We start from the raw sequence: 23158 nt of genomic DNA, 5'->3' as shown, positions 1-23158 counted from the left end.
GCATCCCGCCGACCCGCCCCTGAACGTGACTTTGCGTCCGGCAGGTCTTGCAACGTGTGCACATCGTGGGCCACAGTTGGCTTTGCAACGTCTGCAAAGGTGCATCTCGGGCACGACGTCCCGCACCGCTGCCGGACATCACGCGCACGACAAGGAGGTCCTGCACCATGTCTCGACATCTCACGACCCCGCGGAGACACGCCGCCCTGACCGTCGCCCTCGCGGCGACGTTCGCCCTGGCCACCGCACCCGCCGGCACGACGGCGGTGCTGGGGGCAACGCCGGCCACCACCGCATCAGGCACCACCGGCGCAGCCAGCCCGGTATCCGTCACGACAGCGACGACCACGACAGCGACGACGACCACGGCGACCACGACGGCGACGGCAGCAACCGACGACGTCGCCCCCGCCGCCCTGCCCGGCAACGTGCTGTTCAGCCCCGACCTGGGCCAGCACCCGAACGGGACCGCCGGCTACCCACGCGCGGTCCGCCTCGACCACGACCAGAGCGCCAACCAGACCATGCTCGCCACGTTCGCGCGCGGCGGCACCGGCTCCCCCACGGCGCTGCCCGTCTACCGCAGCACCAACGGCGGCCAGTCGTGGTCCGCGGTGTCCACCATCACGTCGAACACGCCGGGCTGGGACCTGGAGGCCCCGACCCTGTACGAGGTGCCGCGCACCGTCAACGGCCTGGCGGCCGGCGACGTCCTCGCCGCGGGCACCGCCTGGCAGGTCGGCGACTACAGCACGCAGAAGGTCGAGGTCTTCCGCTCCACCGACCGCGGCGCCACCTGGCAGTACCTGTCCAACTGCACGCAGACCTCGGGCCAGCCCGACACCTGGGGCCACGGCATCTGGGAGCCCGTCTTCCTGGTCACCGAGGACGACCGGCTCGCCTGCTTCATCTCCGACGAGCGCCCCGCGAACACCCCGACGAACAACCAGGTGATCGGCCACTACACCTCGTCGGACGGCGGCCGCACCTGGAGCTCGTCGATGACGGTCGACGTCTCGTTCCCGGCCGACAACCTGCGCCGGCCGGGCATGCAGACGTTCACCGCGCTGCCGGACGGCGACCACCTGATGGCGTACGAGATGTGCCGCGACGCCACCGATCCGGACCACGCCTGCGAGGTGTACGTCAAGCGCAGCGCCAACGGGTACGACTGGGGCGCGGCCGGCGACGCGGGCACCCTGGTGCGCACGGCCGACGCGCGCGAGCTCCTGCACACCCCGTACATCTCCTGGGTCCCGGGAGGTGGCCCGAACGGGACGGTCCTGCTGTCGGGCCAGCGCGTCGTCGCCGGACCCACCGGGAACAAGGCGGTCCTCGCGGAGTCGGGCACGGTGCTGTTTGCCAACACCTCGCTGGGCAACGGCGCGTGGACCGAGGCGGCCACCCCGGTCACCGTCAACCCGACGGGCGGGTACGCCACGGGCGTGCCCTCGTGCCCCGGCTACTCGACCCCGGCCATCCCCCGCGAGGACGGGACCTCCTACCTCTACCTCGCGGCGACGTGGCTCGGCACCGGCAACCAGTGCGAGGTGCGGTTCGGCATCGGCTCGCTGCCCGGGCCCACCGGGCCGGTCGGGGCGCCGGGCGGCAAGTGCCTCGACGTGGACACCAACACGGCGGTGAACGGGAACGCCGCCCAGCTGTGGACGTGCGGGGTCGCGACCGGCCAGACCTGGTCCATGGGCGCGGACGGCACGGTCCGCGCGTTCGGCAGGTGCCTCGACGTGGACGCCAACGGCACCGCGAACTTCACCAAGGTCCAGCTCTGGGAGTGCAACGGCTCCGGGGCGCAGCAGTGGGACGCGCGGGCGGACGGCTCGCTGTACAACCCGCAGTCGGGCCGCTGCCTGGACGTGCCCCAGGGCAACACCGCCGATGGGACCGACCTGCAGATCTACGACTGCAACGGGCTCTGGACCCAGGTCTGGAGCGTCCCGCAGTAGGCCGGCGGGCCGCGGGACGGGCGCCGACCGCCCGTCCCGCGGTAACCCGGCGGGGTCGATCACGAAAAGATCACGCCAGGTGGGTCCCGCACCGCCGGAGGAGGCGCTAGTGTGGGCGCACCTCGGCTCGGCCCACCACGACGCCGCGTGTGCGCTTTGTCTTCCGAACCAGAAAGGTCCCAGCCTTCATGGATCCCAACCTCGAACCGGCCGCACTCCCCCGTGCACGCGGCCGGCACCGGGCGGCGCACCGCCCCCTGGCCGGCGTCGCGCGCGCCGCGGGCGAGCAGGTCAGCTCGTTCGCCGGACGTGGTGCGGTCGTCGCGGCGGCCGGCGGCGGCGTGCTGCTGTCGCTCATCGCCACCCCGGCCCAGGCGGCACCTGCTACGACGGCGCTGCAGGGCCAGCCCGTCCAGGGCGCGCTCAACACCGCGGACCTCAACGCGCTGACCGCCCAGGCCCGGGAGTCGGTCTCCGCCTCGCCGATGATCACCGTCGCCGCGGACGCGCAGCTGACGCTGGAGAAGTCGGCGGTCTCCGTGGTCTCCGCGACGGAGAACGCCGAGTACCAGGCGAAGATCGAGGCCGAGGAGGCCGAGCGCGCCGCCAAGGAGCGGGGCGCGTCGGTGGTGTCCATCGCGATGCGGTACCTGGGTGTCCCGTACGTGTGGGGCGGCACCACCCCGTCCGGGTTCGACTGCTCCGGCTTCACGTCCTACGTGTTCGCGCAGGTGGGCATCGACCTGCCGCGCACCTCGTCCCAGCAGCTGTACGCCGGCACGCCGGTGTCGTGGGCCGAGGCCCAGGCGGGCGACCTGATCTGGACCCCCGGTCACATCGCGATCTACGCGGGCAACGGCATGCAGATCGAGGCGCCGGTCCCCGGCAAGAGCGTGCGGTACACCAGCATCTGGCAGTCCAACCCGACCTTCCTGCGGGTCGGCTGACGCCAGGTAGCGCCATCGGGCGGTGTTGCGGAGAGTGGACGACGTCGACTCCCCGCAACACCGCCCGATTCGTTTCCCGACCACCGAACGAGGCGCCATGGTCAGATCACCCGGCCCGGACCGGATCCGCCGGCACTGGGACCGGCAGGCGGCGGGCTACGACCGCAAGATGGACCGCGCCGAGCGGATGTTCGGCGACACCCGGGACTGGGTGTGCCGGCAGGCCGCCGGCGAGGTCCTGGAGGTCGCCGTCGGCACGGGTCTGAACCTGGGCCGGTATCCCGCCGGGGCCACCCTGACCGGGATGGACCTGAGCCCCGCCATGCTGGACCGGGCCCGCCGGCACGCCGCCGAGCTGGGCCGCGCGGTCGACCTGCGCGTCGGCGACGCCCAGCGCCTGGAGTTCGACGACGCCTCGTTCGACACCGTGGTCTGCACGTTCGGGCTGTGCGCCGTGCCCGACGACCGCGGCGCGGTCGACGAGATGGTGCGGGTGCTGCGGCCCGGCGGCCTGCTGCTGCTGGCCGACCACGTGGTCAGCACCTCGGCGCCGATCCGCATGCTCCAGGCGGTCGCCGAGCAGTACAGCGTGCGGGTCGAGAACGAGCACTTCCGGCGCCGTCCGCTGCTGCACGTCCAGGCAGCGGGGCTACGGATCGAGCGGCACGACCGGTTCAACCGGGGCGTCATCGAGCGGCTCGCGGCCCGCCGGCCGGAGCTCAGCCCGCCGACATCGCCGCCAGGCCCCGCGCGGTAGCGGCGTCCCGCTCCTCCGGGGTCAGCAGCAGCCGGGCCTTGACGTCCCGGCTCCACTGGTCGGCGAGCACCTCGGCCGAGCCCGCCTCGACGCCGTCGAGCGCGGCGTCCGCCAGGTCCGACGGCGCGATCTTGTCGACGGACCAGCCCGCCGACATGTCGGTGTCGGCCAGGCCCAGGTGGACGGCCGTCACGAGCGTGCCCTGCCCGGCCAGCTCCAGGCGTACGCCGTTGGTCATGGCCCAGGCCGCGGCCTTGCTCAGGTGGTACGCGTTGGCGCCGTCGAGCCCGAACCACGACATGGCGGACAGGACGTTGACGACGGCGCCGCCACCGTTCGCGGCGAGCGCCGGGGCGAGCTCCCGGATCATCGTCAGGCTGCCGAACAGGTTGGTCTCCAGCTCGTGCCGGACGTCGTCGAGCGGACCGGTCACGAGGTTGGTACCCGTGGTGATGCCGGCGTTGTTGACCAGCAGCGTGACGTCCGAGGCCGCCTCGGCGGCGGCGCGCACGGACGCGGGGTCGGTGACGTCGAGGGCCAGCACCTCCACGCCGGGCAGGTCCACGGTCCCGGCCCGGCGGGCCGTTGCGTAGACCTTGCGTGCGCCCCGGTCGAGGAGCCGCTGGGCGAAGGCGCGGCCGAGCCCGCGGTTGGCTCCGGTGACGAGGGCGACTGAGTTGTTGATGTCCATGTCCGGTACGCTAAAACCTGACGCTGACGTCAGGGTCAAGCATGGAGTCGCCGGAAGGGGCAGTGATGACGGTCACCGAGGCAGCGGCCGAGGTAGGAACGGAGCCGCTGATCCGCATCGGCGAGGTGGCGCGGGGCGCCGGCGTCTCGGTGCGCGCCGTGCGGTACTACGAGCAGCAGGGGCTGCTCACCGCGGGGCGCAGCCCGTCGGGTCAGCGCCTCTACCAGCCCGACACGGTGGAGCGCGTGCGCTTCTTCCAGCAGATGTACGCCGCCGGCCTGACCAGCCGCAACATCGCGGAGCTGCTGCCGTGCATCGAGTCCGGGCACACGGACGCCGAGCAGCGCACCATGCTGCACGCCGAGCGCGACCGGATCCGGGCCCGGATCGACGAGCTGCAGACCGCCCTGGACCGGCTCGACCAGGTCATCGACGTCACGGCGAGCCACCCGTAGGCCCGCCGTCCGGTCACCTGGTCCCGTGCTCGGCCGGCTCGCCGCCGCGTACCGGGATACGGCCCGCCACCAGGGGCAGCACGATCACGGAGAGCACCCCGGCGCCGACGAGCGCCGCCCCCGTCTGCGCGGACATGATCCCGCGCTCCACCGCGATCCCCGTCAGCGCGACGAGCAGCGGGAGGGCGGTCGCTGAGTAGAGCGCGGCCTGGACCCGTTCCCCGGTGGGCAGCTCCCGGCGCAGCCACAGCAGCACCGGCCCGCCGCGGACCAGCACCATCAGGGCGAACAGCACCAGGGGCAGGGCGGGTGCGGCGGCGATGGAGGCCACGTCCAGTGCCATGCCCGAGCTCACGAAGAACACGGGGACGAACACGCCGAACGCCACGGCGTCGAGCTTCTTCTCCAGGCGCCCGACGTCGCCGGGCGCCCAGCGCCGCAGCACCATGCCGCCCACGAACGCACCGAGCACGGCGTCGAACCCGAACGCCGAGGCGACCGCGAGCAGGCCCACGAGCAGCAGCACCGTGAGCCGCAGCGTGCTCTGCCCGGTGCCGTGCTCGGAGTCCTGGACGAGCCGCACGGCCACCGGTGCCCGGAAGCCCGGCACCAGGGCCACGGCGACGGCCAGGACCGCGAACAGCACCAGCAGGACGGCGGCGGCCCCCGAGCCGCGGGTCCCGAGCAGCAGCGCCATGGCGACGATGGGCCCGAGCTCGCCGTACGCGCCGACCACGAGGACGGCCCGGCCGAACGGGGAGTCGAGCCGGCCGGCGTCCCGCAGGACCGGGAGGACCACGCCGAGCGCGGTGGTGGTCAGCGCGATCGCCCCGGCCGCCAGCTCCTCCTCCTCGTCCGGCCGGATGAGCACGAGGACCACCACCGCCGCCAGCACCAGCGAGGTGCCCCACGCCGCGCCGGCACGGCGGCCGAGCCGCTCGCGCAGGTGGCTCGGCTGCAGCTCGTAGCCCGCGAGGAGGAAGAGGAAGCCCATCCCGAGGTCGGACAGGAGCGTGACGTCGTCGGGTGCGGCGAGCCCGAGCACCGCCGGGCCGATGAGCACGCCGCCCAGCAGGAGCAGCACCACCTGGGGCAGCCGCGCCCGCACCGGCATCAGCCCGGTCAGCAGCGGCGCGAGCAGGGCCACCACGAACACGGGCACGAGCGGCGCGTAGACGTTCATGACTCGACCGTGGCGGGCCGGCGGGCGTTCAGCAGCCCCTTGAGCAGCGTGCCCACGAGCGCCCCGAGGATCGCGGGGACGGTGACGGCGGGACCCGCGCTCACGCACAGCAGGAGCGCGAGGACGAGGGCCGTGACCGGCATGCCGGCCGCGGCCGCCACGCCCGCGGCGATGCCGCAGGCCACCTGCGGCGCCAGCGCCGTCCCGGGCACCAGCAGGGCGGCCGCCGCGCCGACCGTCGCCCCGATGAACACCGACGGGAAGATCGTCCCGCCGTGGAACCCGGTGCCCAGGCTCACGGAGTAGGCGGCGGACTTCACGACGGCGACGACCAGCAGCGTCCCCGCCGCGGTGGACGCCGTCACCGTGGACAGGGACTGCTGCCCGGAGAACAGCACGGTGCTCACGTCCACCCCCGTGCCGGCCCGGGTGAGCACCGCGAGCCCGCCGATCGTCAGGGCCCCGACGATCAGCGCCACGAACGGGCGCCGGGCCGCCAGGCGCCGCGCGCCGCTGCCACCCCGCATGGCCGCGATGATCAGTCCCGCCGCGACCAGCGCCACCACGACCCCGCCCACCAGGTCGATCACGTGCAGAGCCGGGTACGTGCCGATGTCGCCCATGGTCAGCTCGGGGACGTGGGTGCCCGGCCAGTCGTCGATGCCGATCCGCACGACGTAGCCCGCGCCCAGCGCCGAGAGGATCGGGACCACCTGGTACAGCGGCTGCTCCGGGCGCGGACGGGACGAGAGGAACATCGCCTCCAGGACGAGCAGCATGGTCACGACGGGATTGCCCAGGACGACGCCGAGCGCCGCCGCGGCGGCCGCCATGACGAGCACGCGCGACGCGTCGGTGCCGAGCCGGCGGTGCACCGCGAACCCGAGGCTGGTGCCGATGGCGAGCAGCGGGGCCTCCGGCCCGAGCACGACGCCGAACACCAGGGACGAGGCCGCCGCGAGGAGCGTCGAGGGCAGCTCACGCGCCGTGATGTCGAAGGCGAACCCGTCCAGCGGGTGGTGCCCGCCGTGCCCCGGCAGGCGCGTCGCGGCCGCGACCCCGGCCGCGCCGACCAGCAGCAGGAGCAGAACCCACCACCACGGCACGCCGTCCAGCCCGAGCGTCTCGGGGAGCCACGTCCAGAAGAGCTGCTCGCCGCCGTGGACCAGCGAGGTGAAGGCCGTGGCGAGCACCGCCGCCACGACGCCGACCACCGCGGGCAGTCCCACGAGCGTGGCCAGCGGCCTCTTGCCGTGTGCGTGCATGACCACGCCCCTGGTCGCTTACCGCTGAACATGCCGATCGTCGCACCGTGGCGCGGGGTTCGCGCGCGGACGAGCGCGCACGGCCACGGCCGTGCGGCTCGCCCGGGTGGTGTCCTCCGCCGTCAGACGCCGCTGGCGACGAGCGGGATCAGCGGCACGTCCGGGTGCGCGCGCTCGAAGGCCCGGGCGTGCCAGACGTCGCGCAGCAGCACGAGCGGGGTGCCGTCGCCGCGGCGCACGACCTCGACGCCCGGGTAGGCGGCGATCGTGTCGATGTGCTCCGGCGCGGCCTCGCGGGCCAGCGACAGGCCGAGCTGCTCGGTCCGGATGGGCGCCGAGAACTCGTGCTCCATGCGGAAGGTCGCGACCTCGAACTGGAGCGGGCCGACCGCCCCGAGGATCGGGTTGCCGTCGCCGCGCGCCTCGGACACCAGGACCTGGACCACGCCCTCCTGCTCGAGCTGCGAGATGCCCTTGCGGAACTGCTTGGAGCGGCCCGGGTCTGCCGAGCGGGCGGCCGCGAAGTGCTCGGGCGCGAACACCGGCATCGGTGGGAAGCGCACGTGCGGGCCCGCGGCGTCGAACACGGTGTCGCCCACGGCGAGCGTGCTGGCGTTGACCAGGCCCACGACGTCGCCGGGGTAGGCGTCCTCGACCGTCGAACGCTCACGGCCGAAGACCGACAGGGCGTACTTCGTGGCGAACGGCCTGCCGGTGCGCTCGTGCGTCACGACCATGCCGCGCTCGAAGCGGCCCGAGCACACGCGGATGAAGGCCACGTGGTCGCGGTGGTTCGGGTCCATGCCGGCCTGCATCTTGAACACGAAGCCGCTGAACGCCTGGTCCACGTCGCGGGCGGAGCCGTCGACGTCGGGCCGCGCGCCGGGCGCGGGGGCGAGGTCCACGACGGCGTCGAGGAGCTGGCGGACGCCGATGTTGGCCAGCGCCGCACCGAACAGCATCGGCGTCGTCGTGCCGGCGAGGAACGAGTCGCGGTCGAGCTCGTCGAGGAGCTGCACGCTCTCGACGGCCTCGGTGTGGTCGTCACCGAGGGTGTCGGCGGCGGCCTGCGGGGTGAGGAGCTCCTCCTCAGCGATCGACGCGCCGCCCGGGGCGCGGCGGTAGGTGCGCACCTCGCCGGTGGCGCGGTCGAGCAGCCCGAGGAACCGGCCGGCCTCGCCGATGGGCCAGCTCAGCGGCGTCGGGCGCAGGTTGATGCGCTCCTCCAGCTCGTCGCACAGCTCCAGCGCCTCGCGCCCGGGGCGGTCCCACTTGTTGACGAACGTGATGACCGGCACGCCGCGGCGGCGGCACACCTCGAACAGCTTGAGCGTCTGCGGCTCCAGGCCCTTGGCGGAGTCGAGCAGCATGACGGCGGCGTCCACCGCCGTCAGCACGCGGTAGGTGTCCTCGGAGAAGTCGGCGTGCCCGGGGGTGTCCAGCAGGTTGATCACCACGTCGCCGTAGGCGAACTGCAGGGCAGCGGACGTGATGGAGATCCCACGCTTCTGCTCCATCTCGAGCCAGTCCGAGACGACGCCGGCGCGGTTCCCCTTGCCGTGCACCGCCCCGGCCTCGTCGATCGCGTGGGCGTGCAGCGCCAGGGCCTCGGTGAGGGTCGACTTGCCGGCGTCGGGGTGGGAGATGACCGCGATGCTGCGGCGACGTGCCGCCTCGGTCCCGACCGGACGGGTGTCAGAGGTCAGGACGGTCATCGGGCCCCGCCCCTCAGTTCGTGCTGCGCCAACGCCATCCCCATCTGTTGCGACTCCCGCTCCGGACAGCCTGCAACTCTACCCTCCCGCTCCCCCCGCTGAGTGCTGGGTATTCGCCCTCCAGAGCCCCCGAAAAGGGCGAATATCCAGCACTCAGCGATTGGCGGCTAGACGGGGGTGCGGGTCCGGCAGGGGGCCGGGTGGGCCGTGATCCGCGCGGTCGGGTCGGAGACCGCCGTGCCCGGCAGGGCCCCCGGCGTCGCCGCCGTCACCCGCACGGTCAGGCGGTGCCCGACGTCGGCGCCGGTGAGCCGGTACGCCCGGCCCTCCGCGCCGGCGACCACGGCGCCGTCCCGCAGCCACTGGTAGGCGAACGTGAGCCGCCGCTGGTCCCAGTGCCCTGACGTCGCGGTGAGCGTCGAGCCGGCCGTGGCCCGGCCGCTCACCTTCGGCGGCCGCTGGGCCCGCGGCTGGACGCCGGCGTAGGGCAGCGGGTCCACGCTCGTGAGGGTGGGCGTGACCTTCTGCATGAGGCCGTCGGCGCCGAACGTGAGCCGGTCGATCGTCGTCTCCCGGTGCGTCCCGTCGCCGCCGGGGAGCGCGAACCGGTGGTAGGCGATGTACCACTCGTCGGTGCCCGGCACCTGGACGATCGAGCTGTGCCCGGTGGCGAGGATCCCCTGGGCGGGGTCCTTCTCCAGGATCACGCCGCGGTAGGTCCACGGGCCGTCCACGCTGGTGGCGGTCGCGTAGCCGACGCGGTAGTCGGCGGAGCCCGTGTCGTCGATCGAGTACGTCAGGTGGTAGAGGCCGTCGCGGTAGTTGAGGAACGTGCCCTCACGGAAGTTCGTGAGCCCGCCGATCCGCGCCAGGGAGTCCTGCTTGATCGACAGCATGTCGTCGCTCAGCTCGGCGTACACCGGGCCGTTCGACGGCCCGCCGTTGCCCCAGAACAGGTAGTACCGGCCGGTCTCGGGGTCCTGGAAGGCCGCCGGGTCGATCGCCTGTCCGGACGCGACCGGCTCGTTGTTGAGGATCATCGCCGTCGGCTGCGCGACGAACGGGCCCTCGGGGCGGTCGGCGACGGCGACGCCGATCGTCTTGCGGTTGTACGTCGGGTTGTGGCCGGAGAAGTAGAAGTAGTACTTCCCGCCCCGCTCGATGATCGTGGGCGCCCAGGCGTTGCCGCCGGCCCACGGCACGTCGCCGTTCGCTCCGTCCAGGGTGAGGATCGGCTCGGCCGAGCGCTCCCAGTCCACCAGGTCCTTCGACGTCCAGACGTAGAAGTCCTTGCCGCCCCAGCCCGCGACGCCGTCCGACGTGGCGTAGAGGTAGTAGCTGTCGCCGAAGTGCGCGATGTTCGGGTCGGCGTACAGGCCCGGCAGTGCCGGCGAGCGCATCTCGACGGCGCGCACGGTCCAGGCCCGGCTGGCGCCGTCCTGCGCGGTGACGGTGAACGTGCGGGGCGCCGACAGGTCGATCGGCCCCGTGACCTGCGGCGAGACCGTGGACGTGGACACCGTCTCGAAGGCCGGCTCCAGGGCGGTCACGTCGGTTCCGGGCGTCACCGGCAGCGTCACGGTCGACGTCGCGGCGTCGATGACGGCGGGCACCTTCAGGGCGTCCAGGTCGACGCCGTTGATGGCGGTCGGGTCCGCCCCGAGCTCCCGCACCTCGTCGGCCGACAGGGCACGGTTGTAGATGCGGAAGTCGCGCACCCTGCCCTTGAGGTACCTGTCGGCGGTGTACGTGGAGCGGCCGATGTAGTTGGCCGCCGTCCGGCCGTCGCCGATGTCGCCCGGCTCGATCGTGACGCCGGTCTTCTCGCCGACCCGTGCGCCGTCGAGGTAGAGCCGGGCGGTGCCGTCCTGGAGCGTGTACGTCAGCGTCTTCCAGGCACCACGCGGCAGCGCCGCGCCCGACGCCACGGTCTGCTCGGTGGACCAGTTGCCCGTCGCGATCGAGGAGCGGTAGTTGTTCCCCGTGGTGAACAGGTAGCCGTTGCCGACGCCGCCGCCGTCGGTGTTGCCCAGGCCCCAGATGAAGTACGGCGTGGCCTGCGCGGGGTCCAGCCAGACCTTCGTGGAGACCGTGATCGCGTCGAGCCCGGCCATCATGTCGTCCGGCAGCCGCACGTGGCCGTTCGTGCCGCCCAGGTTCAGCGCGCCGTCGGCCCAGGTGGCGTCGCCGCTGACGACGCCGTCGTACCCGTGGCCGGTGCCGTCCGCGGCGACCGTGCCCGCGGTCTCGTCCAGCGCGTAGTGCGCGACCAGGCCGTTCTCGTCGGCCACGACCGGCGTCGGCGGCTCCGGGACCACGATGCCCTCGCGCAGCGCCGCGAGCTCGGCGGCCGTGACCGGGATGACCGTGCCGTGGCGCGGGCTGGCGGGCAGGTCGTAGTCCGCCGGCACCTGCCAGTCGGGGTGCTCCAGGTCATCGGTGCCGAGCGGGATGTAGCCGCGGCCGCCGTACTCGTCGACGAACAGGTAGTACGGCGAGCCGGACGTGTCGCCCGGGTTGGCCTTGAAGACGGTGGGCCCCTCGACGGCGGAGGTGCCGGCCTCCCGGCCGATGCAGCCGGCCATGAACTCCCACGCCGGGTCGCCGGGCAGGTCGACGGCGGTCAGCGACGCCGACTTCTCCTGGATGATGTCCGAGCAGCCGGTCCCGCCGCCGCCCTCGTCCTTGGTGAAGCGGTAGTAGACGTCGTTCTCGCGGATCACCGTGGAGTCGATCCGTGACTCGCCGCGGTCCTGCCAGACCTGCGCCTCGCTGAACGTCACGAAGTCGCGCGTGGTGGCGTACAACATCCGGTTGTAGGCGCTGCCGGTGTGGTCCGGGTCGTCCTGCGCGTACAGCTTCGAGGCCCAGAACACGACGTACTGCCCCAGCGTCTCGTCCCAGTAGGCCTCGGGCGCCCAGGTGTTGCCGGCGTTGTCGGGCGAGACCTTGACGTGCCGCTGCTCGGACCAGGTGATCAGGTCCGTGGACTCCCAGACCTCCAGGTACTGGCTGCCGTGCCGCTGCGCCGCGTCCCAGTCGCCGTTGCGCCCGATCGAGAGGTCGGTGGCGATCAGGAAGAACCGGTCACCCTCGGGCGAGCGGATCAGGAACGGGTCGCGCAGGCCGAGCGTGCCCTCGGTCGACTCCAGCACCGGCTGCCCGTCGTTCACCTCGTCCCAGGTCAGGGCGTCGTTGCCGCGGCTCGCCGCGAAGTAGATCTTCTCGCCGGCGATCGAGTTGTCCGTGAAGTAGCTGAACGCGTAGCCCTCGTACGGGGCCGCCTCCGGCTGCTCCCGGACCGTGAGCGCGATCTCCCGGGTCGCGGAGGCGTCGGCGACGTCGGCGGTCGCGGTCAGGGTGACCTCCGTGTCGCCCGCGCCGTGCGCCGGACGGCGGACGATCCCGTCGGCGGCGACCACGGCGGGGTCGGACGACGCCCACGTGACGCTCGCGCCGTGCAGGCCGGACGTCGGAAGCGTGAGGTGGCCGCGCACGTCGTCGGCGTGCACGACGCTCAGCGCCGCGGCGGCGGCGTCCGCCTCCGCCTGGGTGGTCGTGGCGCTTGCGGGAAGGAGCGGAACCAGGCTGCCGAGCAGTGCGACGACGGCGCCCGTGGCGACCGCGCGCAGGGGCAGGCGGGAAGGACGAGTGCTTCTTTGCACAGTGACCTCGCGAGAATGTGAGCGTTAACAGTCGCGTCATCCGACCATCGGCGCATCGCCCTGTCAAGGGACGGGCGAAAAAGCGTGGCGCCGGGCGGACGCCGGCTCGTAGGGTCGGCCGCGATATGAACGCAATGATCAGGCAGCGTTCCGCCCGCTAGCGGCGCGGAACGCACACCACCACCCAGCGCGTGCTCCGCGCCGCCGGCTTCCGCCGGGCGGCGCGTTCGTGCTGCCCGGATTCCTGTCAGCCGACGAATCCTGGAGCACACACCATGTCGCGCAACCGATCCTCTCGTCTCCCTGCCCGCACGCCCGGTCGCCGGCCGGACCACCTGGACCCGGGCATCACCCGACGGCTGAGCGAGCACCCCGGCGGCGCCCACGAGCTCGGCCAGAACCTCCTGGTCGACACGCAGGTGATCGACCGGGTGGTCGCCCTGGTCCTCGACGCCGACCGGCCCCTGGTCGAGTGGGCCGCCGGGCGCGGCGCGCTGACCCTGCCGCTGGCCCGGCTCGGCCGGCCGGTCGAGGCCGTGGAGATCGACCCGCGCTCGGTCGCGCGCCTGGGGCGGATCGCCCCGGGCAACGTCACGGTGACGCGGGACGACATCCTGCGCCACGCGCCGCCGTCGGGCGCCTACGACCTCGTGAGCAACGTGCCCTTCCACCTGACCACCCCCGTGCTGCGCCGCCTGTTCACGCTGGACGGATGGGAGCGCGCCCTGCTGATCACGCAGTGGGAGGTCGCGCGCAAGCGCGCCGCCGTCGGCGGAACCACTCTCCTGACGGCGCAGTGGTGGCCGTGGTTCACCTTCCGCCTGGACCGGCGCGTCCCCGCCGCGGCCTTCCGGCCCCGCCCGAGCGTCGACGCCGGGCTGCTCGTGATCGACCGGCGCCCGCGGCCGCTCGTGCCCGTGACCGACCTCGGTCGCTACCAGCGCTTCGCCGCCGCCGTGTTCAACGGTCCCGGCCGGGGCGTCCGCGAGGTGCTCACGCGGTACGGCATCGCGCGGAACGACGTCGGACGGTGGGCCCGGGAGAACGGCGTCGGGCCGAACGCGCTGCCCCGCGACCTGGACGCCCGCGCCTGGGTGGACGCGTACGCCATGGGCGTCCGGTGGCGGTCGCGATGAGACCCATCACGTGATGCCCAGCGGTTCGCCATGAGTCCGGCATGACGATGCTGTCGAATAGGCGCATGTCGTCGAACGCAGCCGCGCCGCCGAGCGCACCTCGCCGTCCCCGTCGTTGGATCGTCGCCGTCGTCTCCGTGATCGGCGTGCTGGTCGTCCTGGGCGTGGTCGGCGAGGTGGTGCTGCGCGGCATCATCGACGACCGGATCGCGGCCGCCGAGGCGGACCTGCCCGACGGCGTCACGGTCGAGCGCGACGACACGCTCGCGCTGGTGCAGCTGGCGACCGGGCGGGCGACCCTGCGCGCGGAGGTCTCGCCCGCGGCGCTCACCGACATGGCCCGCTCGGCCGCCGACCTGCCGGACCTCGAGGTCACGCCGCAGTCCGGCAACCTGGTCGCGCAGGTGCCGCTCTCGATCGCGGGCAGCGAGCAGAACGTGGACGTGCTCCTCTCCGTGGCCGCCGAGAACGGCCGGGCAGTGCTGCGCGCGGAGTCCGTCGAGTTCGCCGGGATCTCGCTCCCCCTCGCCACGCTCGCCGACCAGCTCGGCAACGACCAGCTCGACCAGCTCGTCGAGGGCGTGGCCTTCCCCGAGGACGAGACCGACGTGACGATCTCGTCGGCGGTCGCGACCGAGAAGGGCCTGGAGCTGGGCGCGGAGGTCGCGATCTGGTGATGCGCCGCTCGTCCGGACGCCCGCTCAGCTCAGCACGAGGCTCGCGACCTTGCCGCCGCGCAGGTCGAACTTGAACGGCCCCGTCCCGTTGAACCGGTTGCTCGTCACCTTGATCGTGACGGTGTAGGCGTCCGGACCGTCCCCGGGCGCCACGGATACGAGCTCGAACTGGCTCTTCATCCCGATGTTGTCGGTCTCGTTCCAGCTCCGCACGCCCTCCGGGCCGTGGAACTCGCGGCCCCAGTCGTTCAGGTAGGCGTCGTCGGTGAACGTCGCGACGAAGCGCTCGGTGTCGCCGGCGTTGGTCGCGTCGATGAACTCCTGGATCGCGGCGGGCAGTTCGGTAGCAGCCATGAGTGCCTCCTGGGCGTTCGGTTGCCCCGACCTTAAGCAGGACGTGCCGCTCCGCGCAGGGCTGCCGGGGGAAGCCATGTGCAGCCGAGGGGGTAACGCTGAGGCAGCACTGCTAGCTCAGCGTTACCCCCTCGACTGCGCAACCACTTCCCCGGAGACCTGCCAGACATGCGACGCGGCCTCAACTGTTTCACCCCGTGTGAGCACGACGGCGGTGCTCCCGCGCTCACGGACGAGGCAAGCAAGCGCAAAGTATCGACATGATCGATACCTGAGACAGATCTTGTCTCACAGTGGCTGCCCGCGTAACCTGCACGAGTCGAGCCACCCGCTCGCCACGTGACACGCAGCCGCGCGACCACACGGTCGCCACACGCAGGGAGGACGTCTTGAGCACCGTGCGCTCCGCACTCCCCGACCGCGCCCTCGCCGTCGACGCACGCTCGATGTGCGAGACCGGCCGCTGCCCCCGAGGCTGTCTGTAGAGCGTCCGCACGCGCCAGACCACGCCGGCACCGGCCGCGTGGCCAGGTCGCCAGCGGGACGCTCCGGCCCCGACACCAGCCCCAGACGCTCGACGCCGGCTCCGAGGCGCGCATCCGCACGACCGGTGCGCCGACGTCGGGCAACGCACGAACCAAGCCAGACCCGCCACCCAGCGAAGGAAGAACAATGGCCCGCATCTACGACGACGCGACCAAGCTCATCGGCAACACTCCCCTGGTCAAGCTCAACCGCCTGACCGACGGCCTCGAGGCGACGGTTCTCGGCAAGCTCGAGTTCTACAACCCCGCCAACTCCGTGAAGGACCGCATCGGCGTGTCCATCATCGACGCCGCCGAGGCGTCCGGTGAGCTCAAGGAGGGCGGCACGATCGTCGAGGGCACCTCGGGCAACACGGGCATCGCCCTGGCCTGGGTGGGCGCGGCCCGCGGTTACAAGGTGGTCCTCGCGATGCCGGAGACCATGTCCAAGGAGCGCCGCGCCCTGCTGCGCGCCTACGGCGCCGAGCTGGTGCTCACGCCGGGTGCCGAGGGCATGAAGGGCGCCGTGGCCGCCACCGAGAAGATCGCGCAGGAGCGCCCGGGCGCCGTGCTGGCCCGCCAGTTCGCGAACGCCGCCAACCCGGCGATCCACCGCGCCACGACCGCCGAGGAGATCTGGGCGGACACCGACGGCGCCGTCGACATCCTCGTGGCCGGCATCGGCACGGGCGGCACCATCACCGGCGTCGGCCAGGTGCTCAAGGAGCGCAAGCCCGAGGTCAAGGTCATCGCGGTCGAGCCCGAGGAGTCGCCGATCCTGAACGGCGGCCAGCCCGGCCCGCACAAGATCCAGGGCATCGGCGCCAACTTCGTGCCCGACATCCTGGACCGCGAGGTCTACGACGAGGTCATCGACGTCAACCTCGCCACCGCGATCGACGCGGCCCGGCGCGCCGCCAAGGAGGAGGGCCTGCTGGTCGGCACCTCGTCCGGCGCCGCGCTCTCGGCGGCCCTGGAGGTCGCGAAGCGCCCGGAGAACGCCGGCAAGACGATCGTCGTGATCATTCCCGACTTCGGCGAGCGCTACCTGTCCACGCCGCTGTTCGAGGGTCTGGTCGACTGATGGCGAAGGGGCGCGGGCTGCTCGGGGTCCTCTCCGAGGACCTCGACGCCGCGCGCGCCCACGACCCGGCCGCGCGGTCCCGCCTGGAGGTCGCGCTCGCCTACCCGGGCGTGCACGCCCTCTGGGCGCACCGGGCCGCGCACCGGCTCTGGCGGGTGCCGGCCCTGCGCCTGCCCGCGCGGCTGCTCTCGCAGCTCGCGCGGGCGGCGACCGGGGTCGAGATCCACCCGGGGGCCCGGCTGGGACGAAGGATGTTCATCGACCACGGCATGGGCGTGGTGATCGGCGAGACGGCGGTGGTGGGCGACGACGTGATGCTCTACCACGGCGTCACGCTCGGCGGCCGGTCGCTCAACCGCGGCAAGCGGCACCCGACGCTCGGGGACCGCGTGACCGTGGGCGCCGGCGCCAAGGTGCTGGGCCCCGTCTGGGTGGGCGACGACGCGCAGATCGGCGCCAACGCCGTCGTCGTCAAGGACGTTCCCGCAGGAGCCGTCGCGGTGGGCATCCCCGCGCGGATCCGGGTGCCGAAGGCGCCCGTCGCGGAGCGCTCCCGCAACGAGGACCCGTCGGAGCTCATCGAGTACTCCATCTGACGAGCCCAGGCCCTCGGCTGGGCAGCGTGACGGGATCACCGGCCCGCCGGTCAGCGCAGGGCCTCAGCGCAGGCGGTCGGCGTGCTGCTCCGCGAGCCCGGGCGGCGCCGTCGCCAGCCAGGCGTCGACCAGGGCCTCGCGCAGCCCGGCCTCGGCGATGACGTCGAGCTGGATCAGCATCCCGGCGAAGCCGTCGAAGTGCGTGATGGTGAAGAACCCGGGCCGCCCCTCGGCCAGGATCGCCTCCTTCTCCCCCAGGTCCTCGACCCGCACACCGAGGATCGGGCCCCGCGGCACCGGCTCGTCGCCGAACCGCTTGAGGTCGGCCTTGGTGAAGGGGCGCTCCCAGGCGAACGCCTTGGTCCCGACGGACCAGGCGCGGTGGCGATAGCTCGAACCCTCGGCCGTCTCGGGCAGCGCGAGGGCGAGCCGGGCGACGTCGTCGTAGGTGGCCACGAGTCCACCGTAGCCACAACGGGCGCCGCAGGACCGGTAAGGTGTGGGCCAGTACCTGGGACGCGCCGTCCCAGGTAAGCCGTTCCCACGACGAGGTGAACCCCATGCGCATCGGATTCCAGACCGGTTACTGGTCCCGCAGGCCCCCGAAGGGCATCCAGCAGTTCATCGTTGCCGCCGACAAGCTGGGCCTCGACTCGGTCTGGACCGCGGAGGCCTACGGGTCCGACGCGTTCACGCCGCTGGCCTGGTGGGGCTCGCGGACCAGGAACGTGCGGCTGGGCACGGGCATCGCCCAGCTCTCCGCCCGGACGCCGACGGCCACCGCCATGCAGGCCCTCACGATGGACCACCTGTCCCGGGGCCGGTTCGTGCTGGGGCTCGGCGCCTCCGGCCCGCAGGTCGTCGAGGGCTGGTACGGGCAGCCGTACAAGCGGCCGCTCGCCCGGACGCGCGAGTACGTGGACATCGTGCGGCAGGTCATGCGTCGCGAGGCGCCCGTGACCCACGACGGCTCGTTCTACCAGCTCCCCCTGCCCGCCGAGGCGCCCGGCGCGACGGGGCTCGGCAAGGCGCTCAAGCCGACCGTGCACCCGTTCCGCCCCGAGATCCCGATCGTGCTGGCCGCGCAGGGCCCCAAGAACGTGGCCCTGGCCGCCGAGATCGCCGACGGCTGGATGGCCGGCTTCTACGCGCCGCGCATGGACGACGAGTTCCGCGCGCTGCTCGCCGAGGGCTTCGACGCCCGCTCGGAGGAACGTTCGGCCACCGACCGGTTCGAGGTGTGCGCCACGGTCCCCGTCGTCGTCCGGGACGACGTCGAGGCCGCCGCCGACGTGATCCGCCCCCACATCGCCCTGTACGCGGGCGGGATGGGTGCGAAGGAGGCGAACTTCCACAAGCAGTCGCTCGACCGGCTCGGCTACCAGGAGCCGCTCGACAAGGTGCAGGAGCTGTACCTCGCCGGGCGCAAGGAGGAGGCTGCCGCGGCCGTGCCGACGCAGCTCGTGGAGGAGATCGCGCTGGTCGGGCCGATCGAGAAGATCCGCCGCGAGCTGCCCACCTGGGAGAGCACCGCGATCACGACCCTGCTCGTCCAGGGCGACCCGGCCTCCATGCTCGCGCTGCTGGCCGCGACGCAGGACGCGTCCCTGGCCGGCCGTGCCCGTTCGACGGCGGGCTCCCTCCTCGCGAAGGTCGCCCCGTCCAAGGTCTGATCCCCGCCCTCTCCGGTCGTTGAGTGCTGGATATTCGCCCTTCTGGCACACGAAAAAGGGCGAATACCCAGCACTCAGCGGCTGCGGCGGGACCGTGATGGGGCCGTCCGGCGTGACGTCGATCGTGCCGACGGCGCGGGGCCGGTCAGGCGTCGTGCGGCGGCTCCTCGTCCTCGGGGAACCAGACCGCGCGTCTCAGGTTCACGCGGCGGCCGTCCTTGGACAGCGGGCAGCCCTCGGCGCGCAGCGCGTCGAGGGCCTCGGTCAGGAAGTGCTGGGGCGGTGATCCGGCCGCGTTGACCACACGCCACCAGGGCACGCGGTCGCCGTCCGACGGCGGTGCGTCGGCGCCCTCCGCACCGGGCCCGGCCTCGCCGTCGTCCGGGACCAGGTGCGCGTACCTGCTCCCCGAGCCGGCCATGACGCTCCCGACCTGGCGCGGGCCGCCCCGGCCGAGCTCCTCACCGACGATCTCCGCGATCAGGCCGTACGTCATCGCGCGGCCGGACGGGATGCGCCGGACGACGTCGAGCACGGCGGCGGCGTACTCCTCGACATCGGTGAGCGGGGGTCCGGGCGGCGGCGGGGTCACGGATGCGATCGTAGACGCGGACACCGACATCGGCCGCCGTCCGACCGGCTAATTTCCGCTTGCCGACGGGTGCGACGATCGACGCATGGCACTTCCCCAGATCGCCCTGCCGGCGGGCTACCGCTGGCGCACGCTGACCTCCGACGACCAGCGCCTCGTGACCGAGCTCGACACCTGGGCCTTCCCGACGGGCCACGCCCACGACGACCTCGACGCCACCCCGTCCCCGCTGACCTGGGAGCGCGCCCTGGCCATCGAGGCGGACGGCGTGGACGGCCTGGTGGCCATGCACGCGTCCTACCCGTTCGGGCAGTTCCCCGTGCCCGGCGCCGAGCTGCCGACGGCGGGCCTGACCTGGGTGGGCGTGCACCCGCAGCACCGCCGCCGCGGCCTGCTGACCGCGATGATCAACCTGCACCTGGCGCGCTCCGCCGAGCGGGGCGAACCGCTCAGCGCCCTGTTCGCCGCGGAGGCCCCGATCTACGGCCGGTTCGGCTACGGCCACGCGGCCGACGACCTGCGTCTCGACATCCCGCGCGGCGCGGCACTGCGCGACGTGCCGGGCGCGGAGCGGCACACGGTCCGGGTCGAGGTGGCCTCCCGCGAGCGCCACGGCGAGCTCGTCGACCGCCTGCACCGCGCGGCCGGCGCCGTGCCGACCGGGGAGCCGGGCATCAACCGGCCCGGCTGGGTCACGCGTGAGACCGAGGAGCTGCAGGCCGTCCTCTGGGACGACGCCCCGATCCATCGCGGCGGGCGCGAGTCGCGCCGCATCATCGTCGTCGAGCTCGACGGGGAGCCCCGCGGCTACGTGACGTTCCGGCGCAACCTCTCCTGGGAGCCGACCGGCCCGCGCGGCCAGGTCAGCGCGGGCGAGGTCGTGGCGCTCGACGCCCCGGCGGCCCGTGCCCTGTGGGGCGTGCTGCTGGACCTCGACCTGACCAACGAGGTCAGCCCGTTCATCCTCCCCGTGGACGACGTGATCACGCAGCTCCTCGTGAACCTGCGCGCCGCCGCGCCGCGCACCCCGGACAACCTGTGGGTCCGGCTGGTCGACGTCCCCGCCGCCCTCGCGGGGCGGCAGTACGCCGCCGACGTCGACGTCACGCTCGCCGTGACCGACTCCCGCCTCCCGGCGAACGCCGGCGTGTACCGGCTCCGGGCGGAGGCGTTCGGGCCGGCGTCGGTGGAGCGGGTCGACCCGGAGTTCGAGGCGCCCGACCTGTCGCTCGACGTCCGCGAGCTGGGCGCCGCCTACCTCGGGGGCACGTCGCTCGCGACGTTGGCAGCGGCGGGCCTCGTCACGGTGCATCCCCGGCCCGGGCAGCGGCCCGGCGTGCTGGCGCGCGCGAGCACCGCGTTCGGCTGGCCGGTCGCGCCGGGTGCGTCCTGGGTGTTCTGATGCCGGCGTTCTCCGCGGTGGTCACCGGAGACGCGTGGCGCGCCGAGGCCGAGTCCTGGGTCGCCGACGTCGTCGCACGACGGGGCCACGAGGTGACGTCCGTCGCGCAGCCGCGGGTGCGCCCGTGGTCGACCCAGCTCGCGGTCGAGACCACAGGCGGACGTCTCTGGTTCAAGGCGGGCTGTGCGGCGATGACGTTCGAACCCGGGCTCCAGACGCTCCTGGCCCGGCTGGTGCCCCACGACGTGGACGGTCCGGTTGCCGCCGCGCCCGACCGGGGCTGGATGCTCACCGTGGACCGGGGCAGCACCCTGGCCGACTCGCACGAGCCCGTCCTCGACGACTGGGTCTCCGTGCTGCGGACCTGGGCCCGCCTCCAGCGGCACGTCGCGCGGCATGCGGACGAGGCACAGGACACCGGGCTGCCCGACCGCGCGCCGCAGGGGACCGCGGACCGGTTCGGCGCGATGCTGGACCGCCTCGCCACCCTCCCGCCGGGCCATCCGGCCCGGCTCGCGGACGACGTCGCGGCGCGTCTGCGCGAGGCGTACCCGGTCGTCGAGCGCGCGTCCGGCACGCTGGCGGCGGGCCCCTTCCCGACGTCGCTGCAGCACGGCGACCTGCATCCGGGCAACGTCTTCGTGGTCGACGGGGACCTGCGGGTCTTCGACTTCGGCGACGCCCAGTGGGCACACCCGCTGGAGACGCTCATGGTGCCGCGGGCGGTCGTGGAGCACGACGGCCAGGTGCCCTGGGAGCCGGTCCAGGCCGCGTTCCTCGCGGAGTGGGACGTACCCCTCGACGCCGGAGCGCTCGACGAGCTGCTGCGTGCCGCCGCGGTGACCCACGCGGTCAACCGCTCGTCGTCGTGGTGGGACGCCCTCGGCGAGGCCTCCGACGCGGAGTGGGCGGACTGGGGTGAGGCGCCCGCCCGCCACCTCGCGCGGGTGCTCGACGAGGTGGCGCGCGATCAGGCCTGACAGGTACCGCACCAGAACAGGTTGCGGCCCGCCAGCTCCTTGACCAGCACCGGCGACCCGCACACCCGGCAGGCCAGCCCGTCGCGGTGGTACACGTAGAAGGCCTGGTCGGAGGGCACCGACCCCGGCGAGCCGTCGGTGTTCTGCCGGGTCCGGCCGCGGCCGGGCGCCGGGACGGGCTCGGCGCCGCCGTCCGCCCGGTCCGCCGGTCGCGTCGTGACGATCGCGCCCCGGTCGGCGCCGTCGCGCATGAGGACCACGAGGTCGTCCCAGATCGCGCGGACGGCCGCGGCGGGCACGTCGCGCCCCGGGCGCAGCGGGTCGACGCCGGCGCGGAACAGCACCTCGGCGCGGTAGATGTTCCCGACGCCGGCGACGACGGCCTGGTCCATGAGCTGCTGCCCGATCGTCACGCGCGACCGGCCCACGGCGGCCACGAACGCGTCGGGGTCGCCGTCGTCCCGGATGGGGTCGGGGCCCAGCCGGGCCTCGACCGCCTTCTTCTCGTCGGCGGTGATCACCTCGCACGCCGTCGGACCCGTGAGGTCGGCCACGGCGTGCGCGCCGAGCAGGCGCACGCGCACCTGCCCGCGCGGCTCGGGCACCTCCCAGGCGTCGGACGGCGCCGCGTCCGTCGGCAGAACGTCCGGGCCGGGCGGCGCCGGCACCGAGTCCCGCTCCCCGATCCGACGCCGGGGCGCGCCGATCGCGTGCGCGACCTCGGGTGCGTCCGGGGCGCCGGCGAACGTCCACGCGCCGTACAGCCCGAGGTGCGTGCGCAGCCACAGGACGTCGGCCGCGCGGGAGCCGGCGGCGGCAGCACCCGGCGCGTCGGCCGCCGCGAAGCCCAGGAAGAGCTGCTTGCCCCAGGCCTCGCTCGCCACCAGACGGCGGCCGTCGAGCACGGCCGCGCCGTCCGCGAACCGCCCCTGCGGGCTGCTCACCAACAGGACCTGCCCCGCGAACAGCGACGAGAACGTCCGCGCGAGGCGGTGGACGGTGTGCCCCTCAGGCACGCTTGCTCTCGTACTCGGCGAGCTGGTCGATGCGGCGCTGGTGCCGCGCGTCGCCGCTGAACGGCTCGGCCACGAAGGCCTCGACGAACGACGTCGCCTCCTCCACGGAGTGCATGCGCCCGCCCACGGCGATCACGTTCGCGTCGTTGTGCTGGCGGCCCAGCCTCGCGGTCTCCAGCGACCAGGCGAGCACCGCCCGGACCCCGGTCACCTTGTTGGCGGCGATCTGCTCGCCGTTGCCCGATCCACCGATCACGATGCCGAGCGAGCCCGGCTCGGCCACGACTGCCTCACCGGCGGAGAGGCAGAAGGACGGGTAGTCGTCCTGGGGGTCGAGCTCGTGGGCACCGTGGTCGACGACCTCGTGCCCGGCCGCGGTGAGATGGCCCACCAGGTGCTGCTTGAGGTCGTACCCGGCGTGGTCGGCGGCGATGTGGAGACGCATGGCCCCATCTTCCCTCATGCACGAGGTCCACGTTGCG

21 protein-coding genes are annotated in these 23158 nt (G+C 73.4%); 11 read left to right on the top strand and 10 right to left on the bottom strand.

Translation table 11 applies throughout. The features are described from left to right. The first annotated feature begins 167 nt into the window (after positions 1-167). From QRN56_RS10905 to QRN56_RS10895, 3 genes are all read left to right on the top strand, one after another. The gene (locus tag QRN56_RS10905; RefSeq protein ID WP_285103075.1) at positions 168-1964 is read left to right on the top strand and encodes a ricin-type beta-trefoil lectin domain protein; all 1797 of its coding nucleotides are present in this window, start codon (positions 168-170) and stop codon (positions 1962-1964) included. A 188-nt stretch (positions 1965-2152) separates the two neighbouring features. Further along, positions 2153-2911 (top strand): C40 family peptidase, encoded by a 759-nt coding sequence (locus QRN56_RS10900; protein WP_285103073.1) that lies wholly within the window; start codon positions 2153-2155, stop codon positions 2909-2911. A 97-nt stretch (positions 2912-3008) separates the two neighbouring features. Continuing rightward, positions 3009-3668 carry a class I SAM-dependent methyltransferase gene (locus QRN56_RS10895; RefSeq protein ID WP_285103071.1) on the top strand — a complete coding sequence of 220 codons (660 nt, stop codon included), beginning with the start codon at positions 3009-3011 and terminating at the stop codon, positions 3666-3668. Here QRN56_RS10895 and QRN56_RS10890 read toward each other — a convergent pair. Further along, positions 3631-4359, bottom strand: a complete 729-nt coding sequence (locus QRN56_RS10890) for an SDR family oxidoreductase (protein ID WP_285103070.1) — start codon at positions 4357-4359, stop codon at positions 3631-3633. The two genes, QRN56_RS10895 and QRN56_RS10890, sit on opposite strands and share 38 nt — an antisense overlap. Positions 4360-4424: 65 nt before the next feature. Here QRN56_RS10890 and QRN56_RS10885 point away from each other — a divergent pair, with 65 nt between their 5' ends. Next, a complete protein-coding gene (locus QRN56_RS10885) occupies positions 4425-4814 on the top strand; it encodes a MerR family transcriptional regulator (protein ID WP_285103068.1) in 390 nt (129 codons plus the stop codon). A 13-nt stretch (positions 4815-4827) separates the two neighbouring features. Here QRN56_RS10885 and QRN56_RS10880 read toward each other — a convergent pair whose 3' ends face one another. The 4 genes from QRN56_RS10880 to QRN56_RS10865 form a co-directional block, all read right to left on the bottom strand. After that, on the bottom strand, positions 4828-5997 hold the full coding sequence (locus QRN56_RS10880) for a cation:proton antiporter (RefSeq protein ID WP_285103066.1): 1170 nt from the start codon (positions 5995-5997) through the stop codon (positions 4828-4830). Then, positions 5994-7262, bottom strand: coding sequence for a chloride channel protein (locus tag QRN56_RS10875; RefSeq protein ID WP_285103064.1), 1269 nt, complete (start codon positions 7260-7262; stop codon positions 5994-5996). The genes QRN56_RS10880 and QRN56_RS10875 overlap by 4 nt, the downstream gene beginning before the upstream one ends. Positions 7263-7384: 122 nt before the next feature. Beyond that, positions 7385-8977 carry a peptide chain release factor 3 gene (locus QRN56_RS10870; protein WP_285103062.1) on the bottom strand — a complete coding sequence of 531 codons (1593 nt, stop codon included), beginning with the start codon at positions 8975-8977 and terminating at the stop codon, positions 7385-7387. A gap of 167 nt (positions 8978-9144) precedes the next feature. Continuing rightward, positions 9145-12642 (bottom strand): family 43 glycosylhydrolase, encoded by a 3498-nt coding sequence (locus QRN56_RS10865; protein WP_285103061.1) that lies wholly within the window; start codon positions 12640-12642, stop codon positions 9145-9147. Positions 12643-13001: 359 nt separating this feature from the next. On the opposite strand from QRN56_RS10865, the gene erm reads away from it, so the two are divergent. Together erm and QRN56_RS10855 are read left to right on the top strand one after the other, a co-directional pair. Further along, complete coding sequence (gene erm / locus QRN56_RS10860) at positions 13002-13778, top strand: 23S ribosomal RNA methyltransferase Erm (RefSeq protein ID WP_502928787.1); 777 nt, start codon at positions 13002-13004, stop codon at positions 13776-13778. A 65-nt stretch (positions 13779-13843) separates the two neighbouring features. After that, positions 13844-14455, top strand: coding sequence for a hypothetical protein (locus tag QRN56_RS10855; protein WP_285103058.1), 612 nt, complete (start codon positions 13844-13846; stop codon positions 14453-14455). A gap of 24 nt (positions 14456-14479) precedes the next feature. Here the strand turns inward: QRN56_RS10855 and QRN56_RS10850 are convergent, their stop codons facing one another. Further along, the gene (locus QRN56_RS10850) at positions 14480-14809 is read right to left on the bottom strand and encodes a nuclear transport factor 2 family protein (RefSeq protein ID WP_285103057.1); all 330 of its coding nucleotides are present in this window, start codon (positions 14807-14809) and stop codon (positions 14480-14482) included. Positions 14810-15481: 672 nt separating this feature from the next. Here QRN56_RS10850 and cysK point away from each other — a divergent pair. Together cysK and epsC are read left to right on the top strand one after the other, a co-directional pair. Further along, the gene (cysK, locus tag QRN56_RS10845; RefSeq protein WP_285103056.1) at positions 15482-16417 is read left to right on the top strand and encodes a cysteine synthase A; all 936 of its coding nucleotides are present in this window, start codon (positions 15482-15484) and stop codon (positions 16415-16417) included. Beyond that, positions 16417-17013, top strand: a complete 597-nt coding sequence (gene epsC / locus QRN56_RS10840; protein ID WP_285103055.1) for a serine O-acetyltransferase EpsC — start codon at positions 16417-16419, stop codon at positions 17011-17013. Before cysK ends, epsC begins: the two co-directional genes overlap by 1 nt. Before the next feature lie 63 nt (positions 17014-17076). Here epsC and QRN56_RS10835 read toward each other — a convergent pair whose 3' ends face one another. Beyond that, complete coding sequence (locus QRN56_RS10835) at positions 17077-17469, bottom strand: MmcQ/YjbR family DNA-binding protein (RefSeq protein WP_285103054.1); 393 nt, start codon at positions 17467-17469, stop codon at positions 17077-17079. A 104-nt stretch (positions 17470-17573) separates the two neighbouring features. Here QRN56_RS10835 and QRN56_RS10830 point away from each other — a divergent pair, with 104 nt between their 5' ends. Further along, the gene (locus QRN56_RS10830; protein ID WP_285103053.1) at positions 17574-18686 is read left to right on the top strand and encodes an LLM class F420-dependent oxidoreductase; all 1113 of its coding nucleotides are present in this window, start codon (positions 17574-17576) and stop codon (positions 18684-18686) included. 145 nt (positions 18687-18831) lie between these two features. Here the strand turns inward: QRN56_RS10830 and QRN56_RS10825 are convergent, their stop codons facing one another. After that, complete coding sequence (locus QRN56_RS10825; protein WP_502928783.1) at positions 18832-19278, bottom strand: MGMT family protein; 447 nt, start codon at positions 19276-19278, stop codon at positions 18832-18834. A gap of 85 nt (positions 19279-19363) precedes the next feature. Between QRN56_RS10825 and QRN56_RS10820 the strand changes: the two genes are divergently transcribed. Then, positions 19364-20680 carry a GNAT family N-acetyltransferase gene (locus QRN56_RS10820; protein WP_285103051.1) on the top strand — a complete coding sequence of 439 codons (1317 nt, stop codon included), beginning with the start codon at positions 19364-19366 and terminating at the stop codon, positions 20678-20680. After that, positions 20680-21660 (top strand): phosphotransferase, encoded by a 981-nt coding sequence (locus QRN56_RS10815; protein ID WP_285103050.1) that lies wholly within the window; start codon positions 20680-20682, stop codon positions 21658-21660. Before QRN56_RS10820 ends, QRN56_RS10815 begins: the two co-directional genes overlap by 1 nt. On the opposite strand, the gene QRN56_RS10810 is transcribed toward QRN56_RS10815, so the two are convergent. Then, a complete protein-coding gene (locus QRN56_RS10810; RefSeq protein ID WP_285103049.1) occupies positions 21651-22676 on the bottom strand; it encodes an Fpg/Nei family DNA glycosylase in 1026 nt (341 codons plus the stop codon). The two genes, QRN56_RS10815 and QRN56_RS10810, sit on opposite strands and share 10 nt — an antisense overlap. Continuing rightward, positions 22669-23121, bottom strand: coding sequence for a ribose-5-phosphate isomerase (locus QRN56_RS10805; protein ID WP_285103048.1), 453 nt, complete (start codon positions 23119-23121; stop codon positions 22669-22671). The genes QRN56_RS10810 and QRN56_RS10805 overlap by 8 nt, the downstream gene beginning before the upstream one ends. Positions 23122-23158 lie beyond the last annotated feature (37 nt).

Source organism: Promicromonospora sp. MEB111, assembly GCF_030209445.1.
Classification (GTDB): Bacteria; Actinomycetota; Actinomycetes; order Actinomycetales; family Cellulomonadaceae; genus Promicromonospora.
The sequence above is the reverse complement of the archived record's forward strand: the minus strand, read 5'-3'. Positions and strand labels throughout refer to the sequence as shown.

What these genes read in the sequence shown, in the direction of transcription:
- QRN56_RS10885 (WP_285103068.1), top strand. Translation starts at nt 4,425, where the DNA reads ATGACGGTCACCGAGGCAGCGGCCGAGGTAGGAACGGAGCCGCTGATC.
- QRN56_RS10820 (WP_285103051.1), top strand. Translation starts at nt 19,364, where the DNA reads ATGGCACTTCCCCAGATCGCCCTGCCGGCGGGCTACCGCTGGCGCACG.
- QRN56_RS10850 (WP_285103057.1), bottom strand. Translation starts at nt 14,809, where the DNA reads ATGGCTGCTACCGAACTGCCCGCCGCGATCCAGGAGTTCATCGACGCG.
- QRN56_RS10875 (WP_285103064.1), bottom strand. Translation starts at nt 7,262, where the DNA reads ATGCACGCACACGGCAAGAGGCCGCTGGCCACGCTCGTGGGACTGCCC.
- QRN56_RS10895 (WP_285103071.1), top strand. Translation starts at nt 3,009, where the DNA reads ATGGTCAGATCACCCGGCCCGGACCGGATCCGCCGGCACTGGGACCGG.
- QRN56_RS10880 (WP_285103066.1), bottom strand. Translation starts at nt 5,997, where the DNA reads ATGAACGTCTACGCGCCGCTCGTGCCCGTGTTCGTGGTGGCCCTGCTC.
- QRN56_RS10815 (WP_285103050.1), top strand. Translation starts at nt 20,680, where the DNA reads ATGCCGGCGTTCTCCGCGGTGGTCACCGGAGACGCGTGGCGCGCCGAG.
- QRN56_RS10905 (WP_285103075.1), top strand. Translation starts at nt 168, where the DNA reads ATGTCTCGACATCTCACGACCCCGCGGAGACACGCCGCCCTGACCGTC.
- QRN56_RS10890 (WP_285103070.1), bottom strand. Translation starts at nt 4,359, where the DNA reads ATGGACATCAACAACTCAGTCGCCCTCGTCACCGGAGCCAACCGCGGG.
- QRN56_RS10870 (WP_285103062.1), bottom strand. Translation starts at nt 8,977, where the DNA reads ATGACCGTCCTGACCTCTGACACCCGTCCGGTCGGGACCGAGGCGGCA.
- epsC (WP_285103055.1), top strand. Translation starts at nt 16,417, where the DNA reads ATGGCGAAGGGGCGCGGGCTGCTCGGGGTCCTCTCCGAGGACCTCGAC.
- QRN56_RS10855 (WP_285103058.1), top strand. Translation starts at nt 13,844, where the DNA reads ATGTCGTCGAACGCAGCCGCGCCGCCGAGCGCACCTCGCCGTCCCCGT.
- QRN56_RS10805 (WP_285103048.1), bottom strand. Translation starts at nt 23,121, where the DNA reads ATGCGTCTCCACATCGCCGCCGACCACGCCGGGTACGACCTCAAGCAG.
- QRN56_RS10900 (WP_285103073.1), top strand. Translation starts at nt 2,153, where the DNA reads ATGGATCCCAACCTCGAACCGGCCGCACTCCCCCGTGCACGCGGCCGG.
- cysK (WP_285103056.1), top strand. Translation starts at nt 15,482, where the DNA reads ATGGCCCGCATCTACGACGACGCGACCAAGCTCATCGGCAACACTCCC.
- QRN56_RS10830 (WP_285103053.1), top strand. Translation starts at nt 17,574, where the DNA reads ATGCGCATCGGATTCCAGACCGGTTACTGGTCCCGCAGGCCCCCGAAG.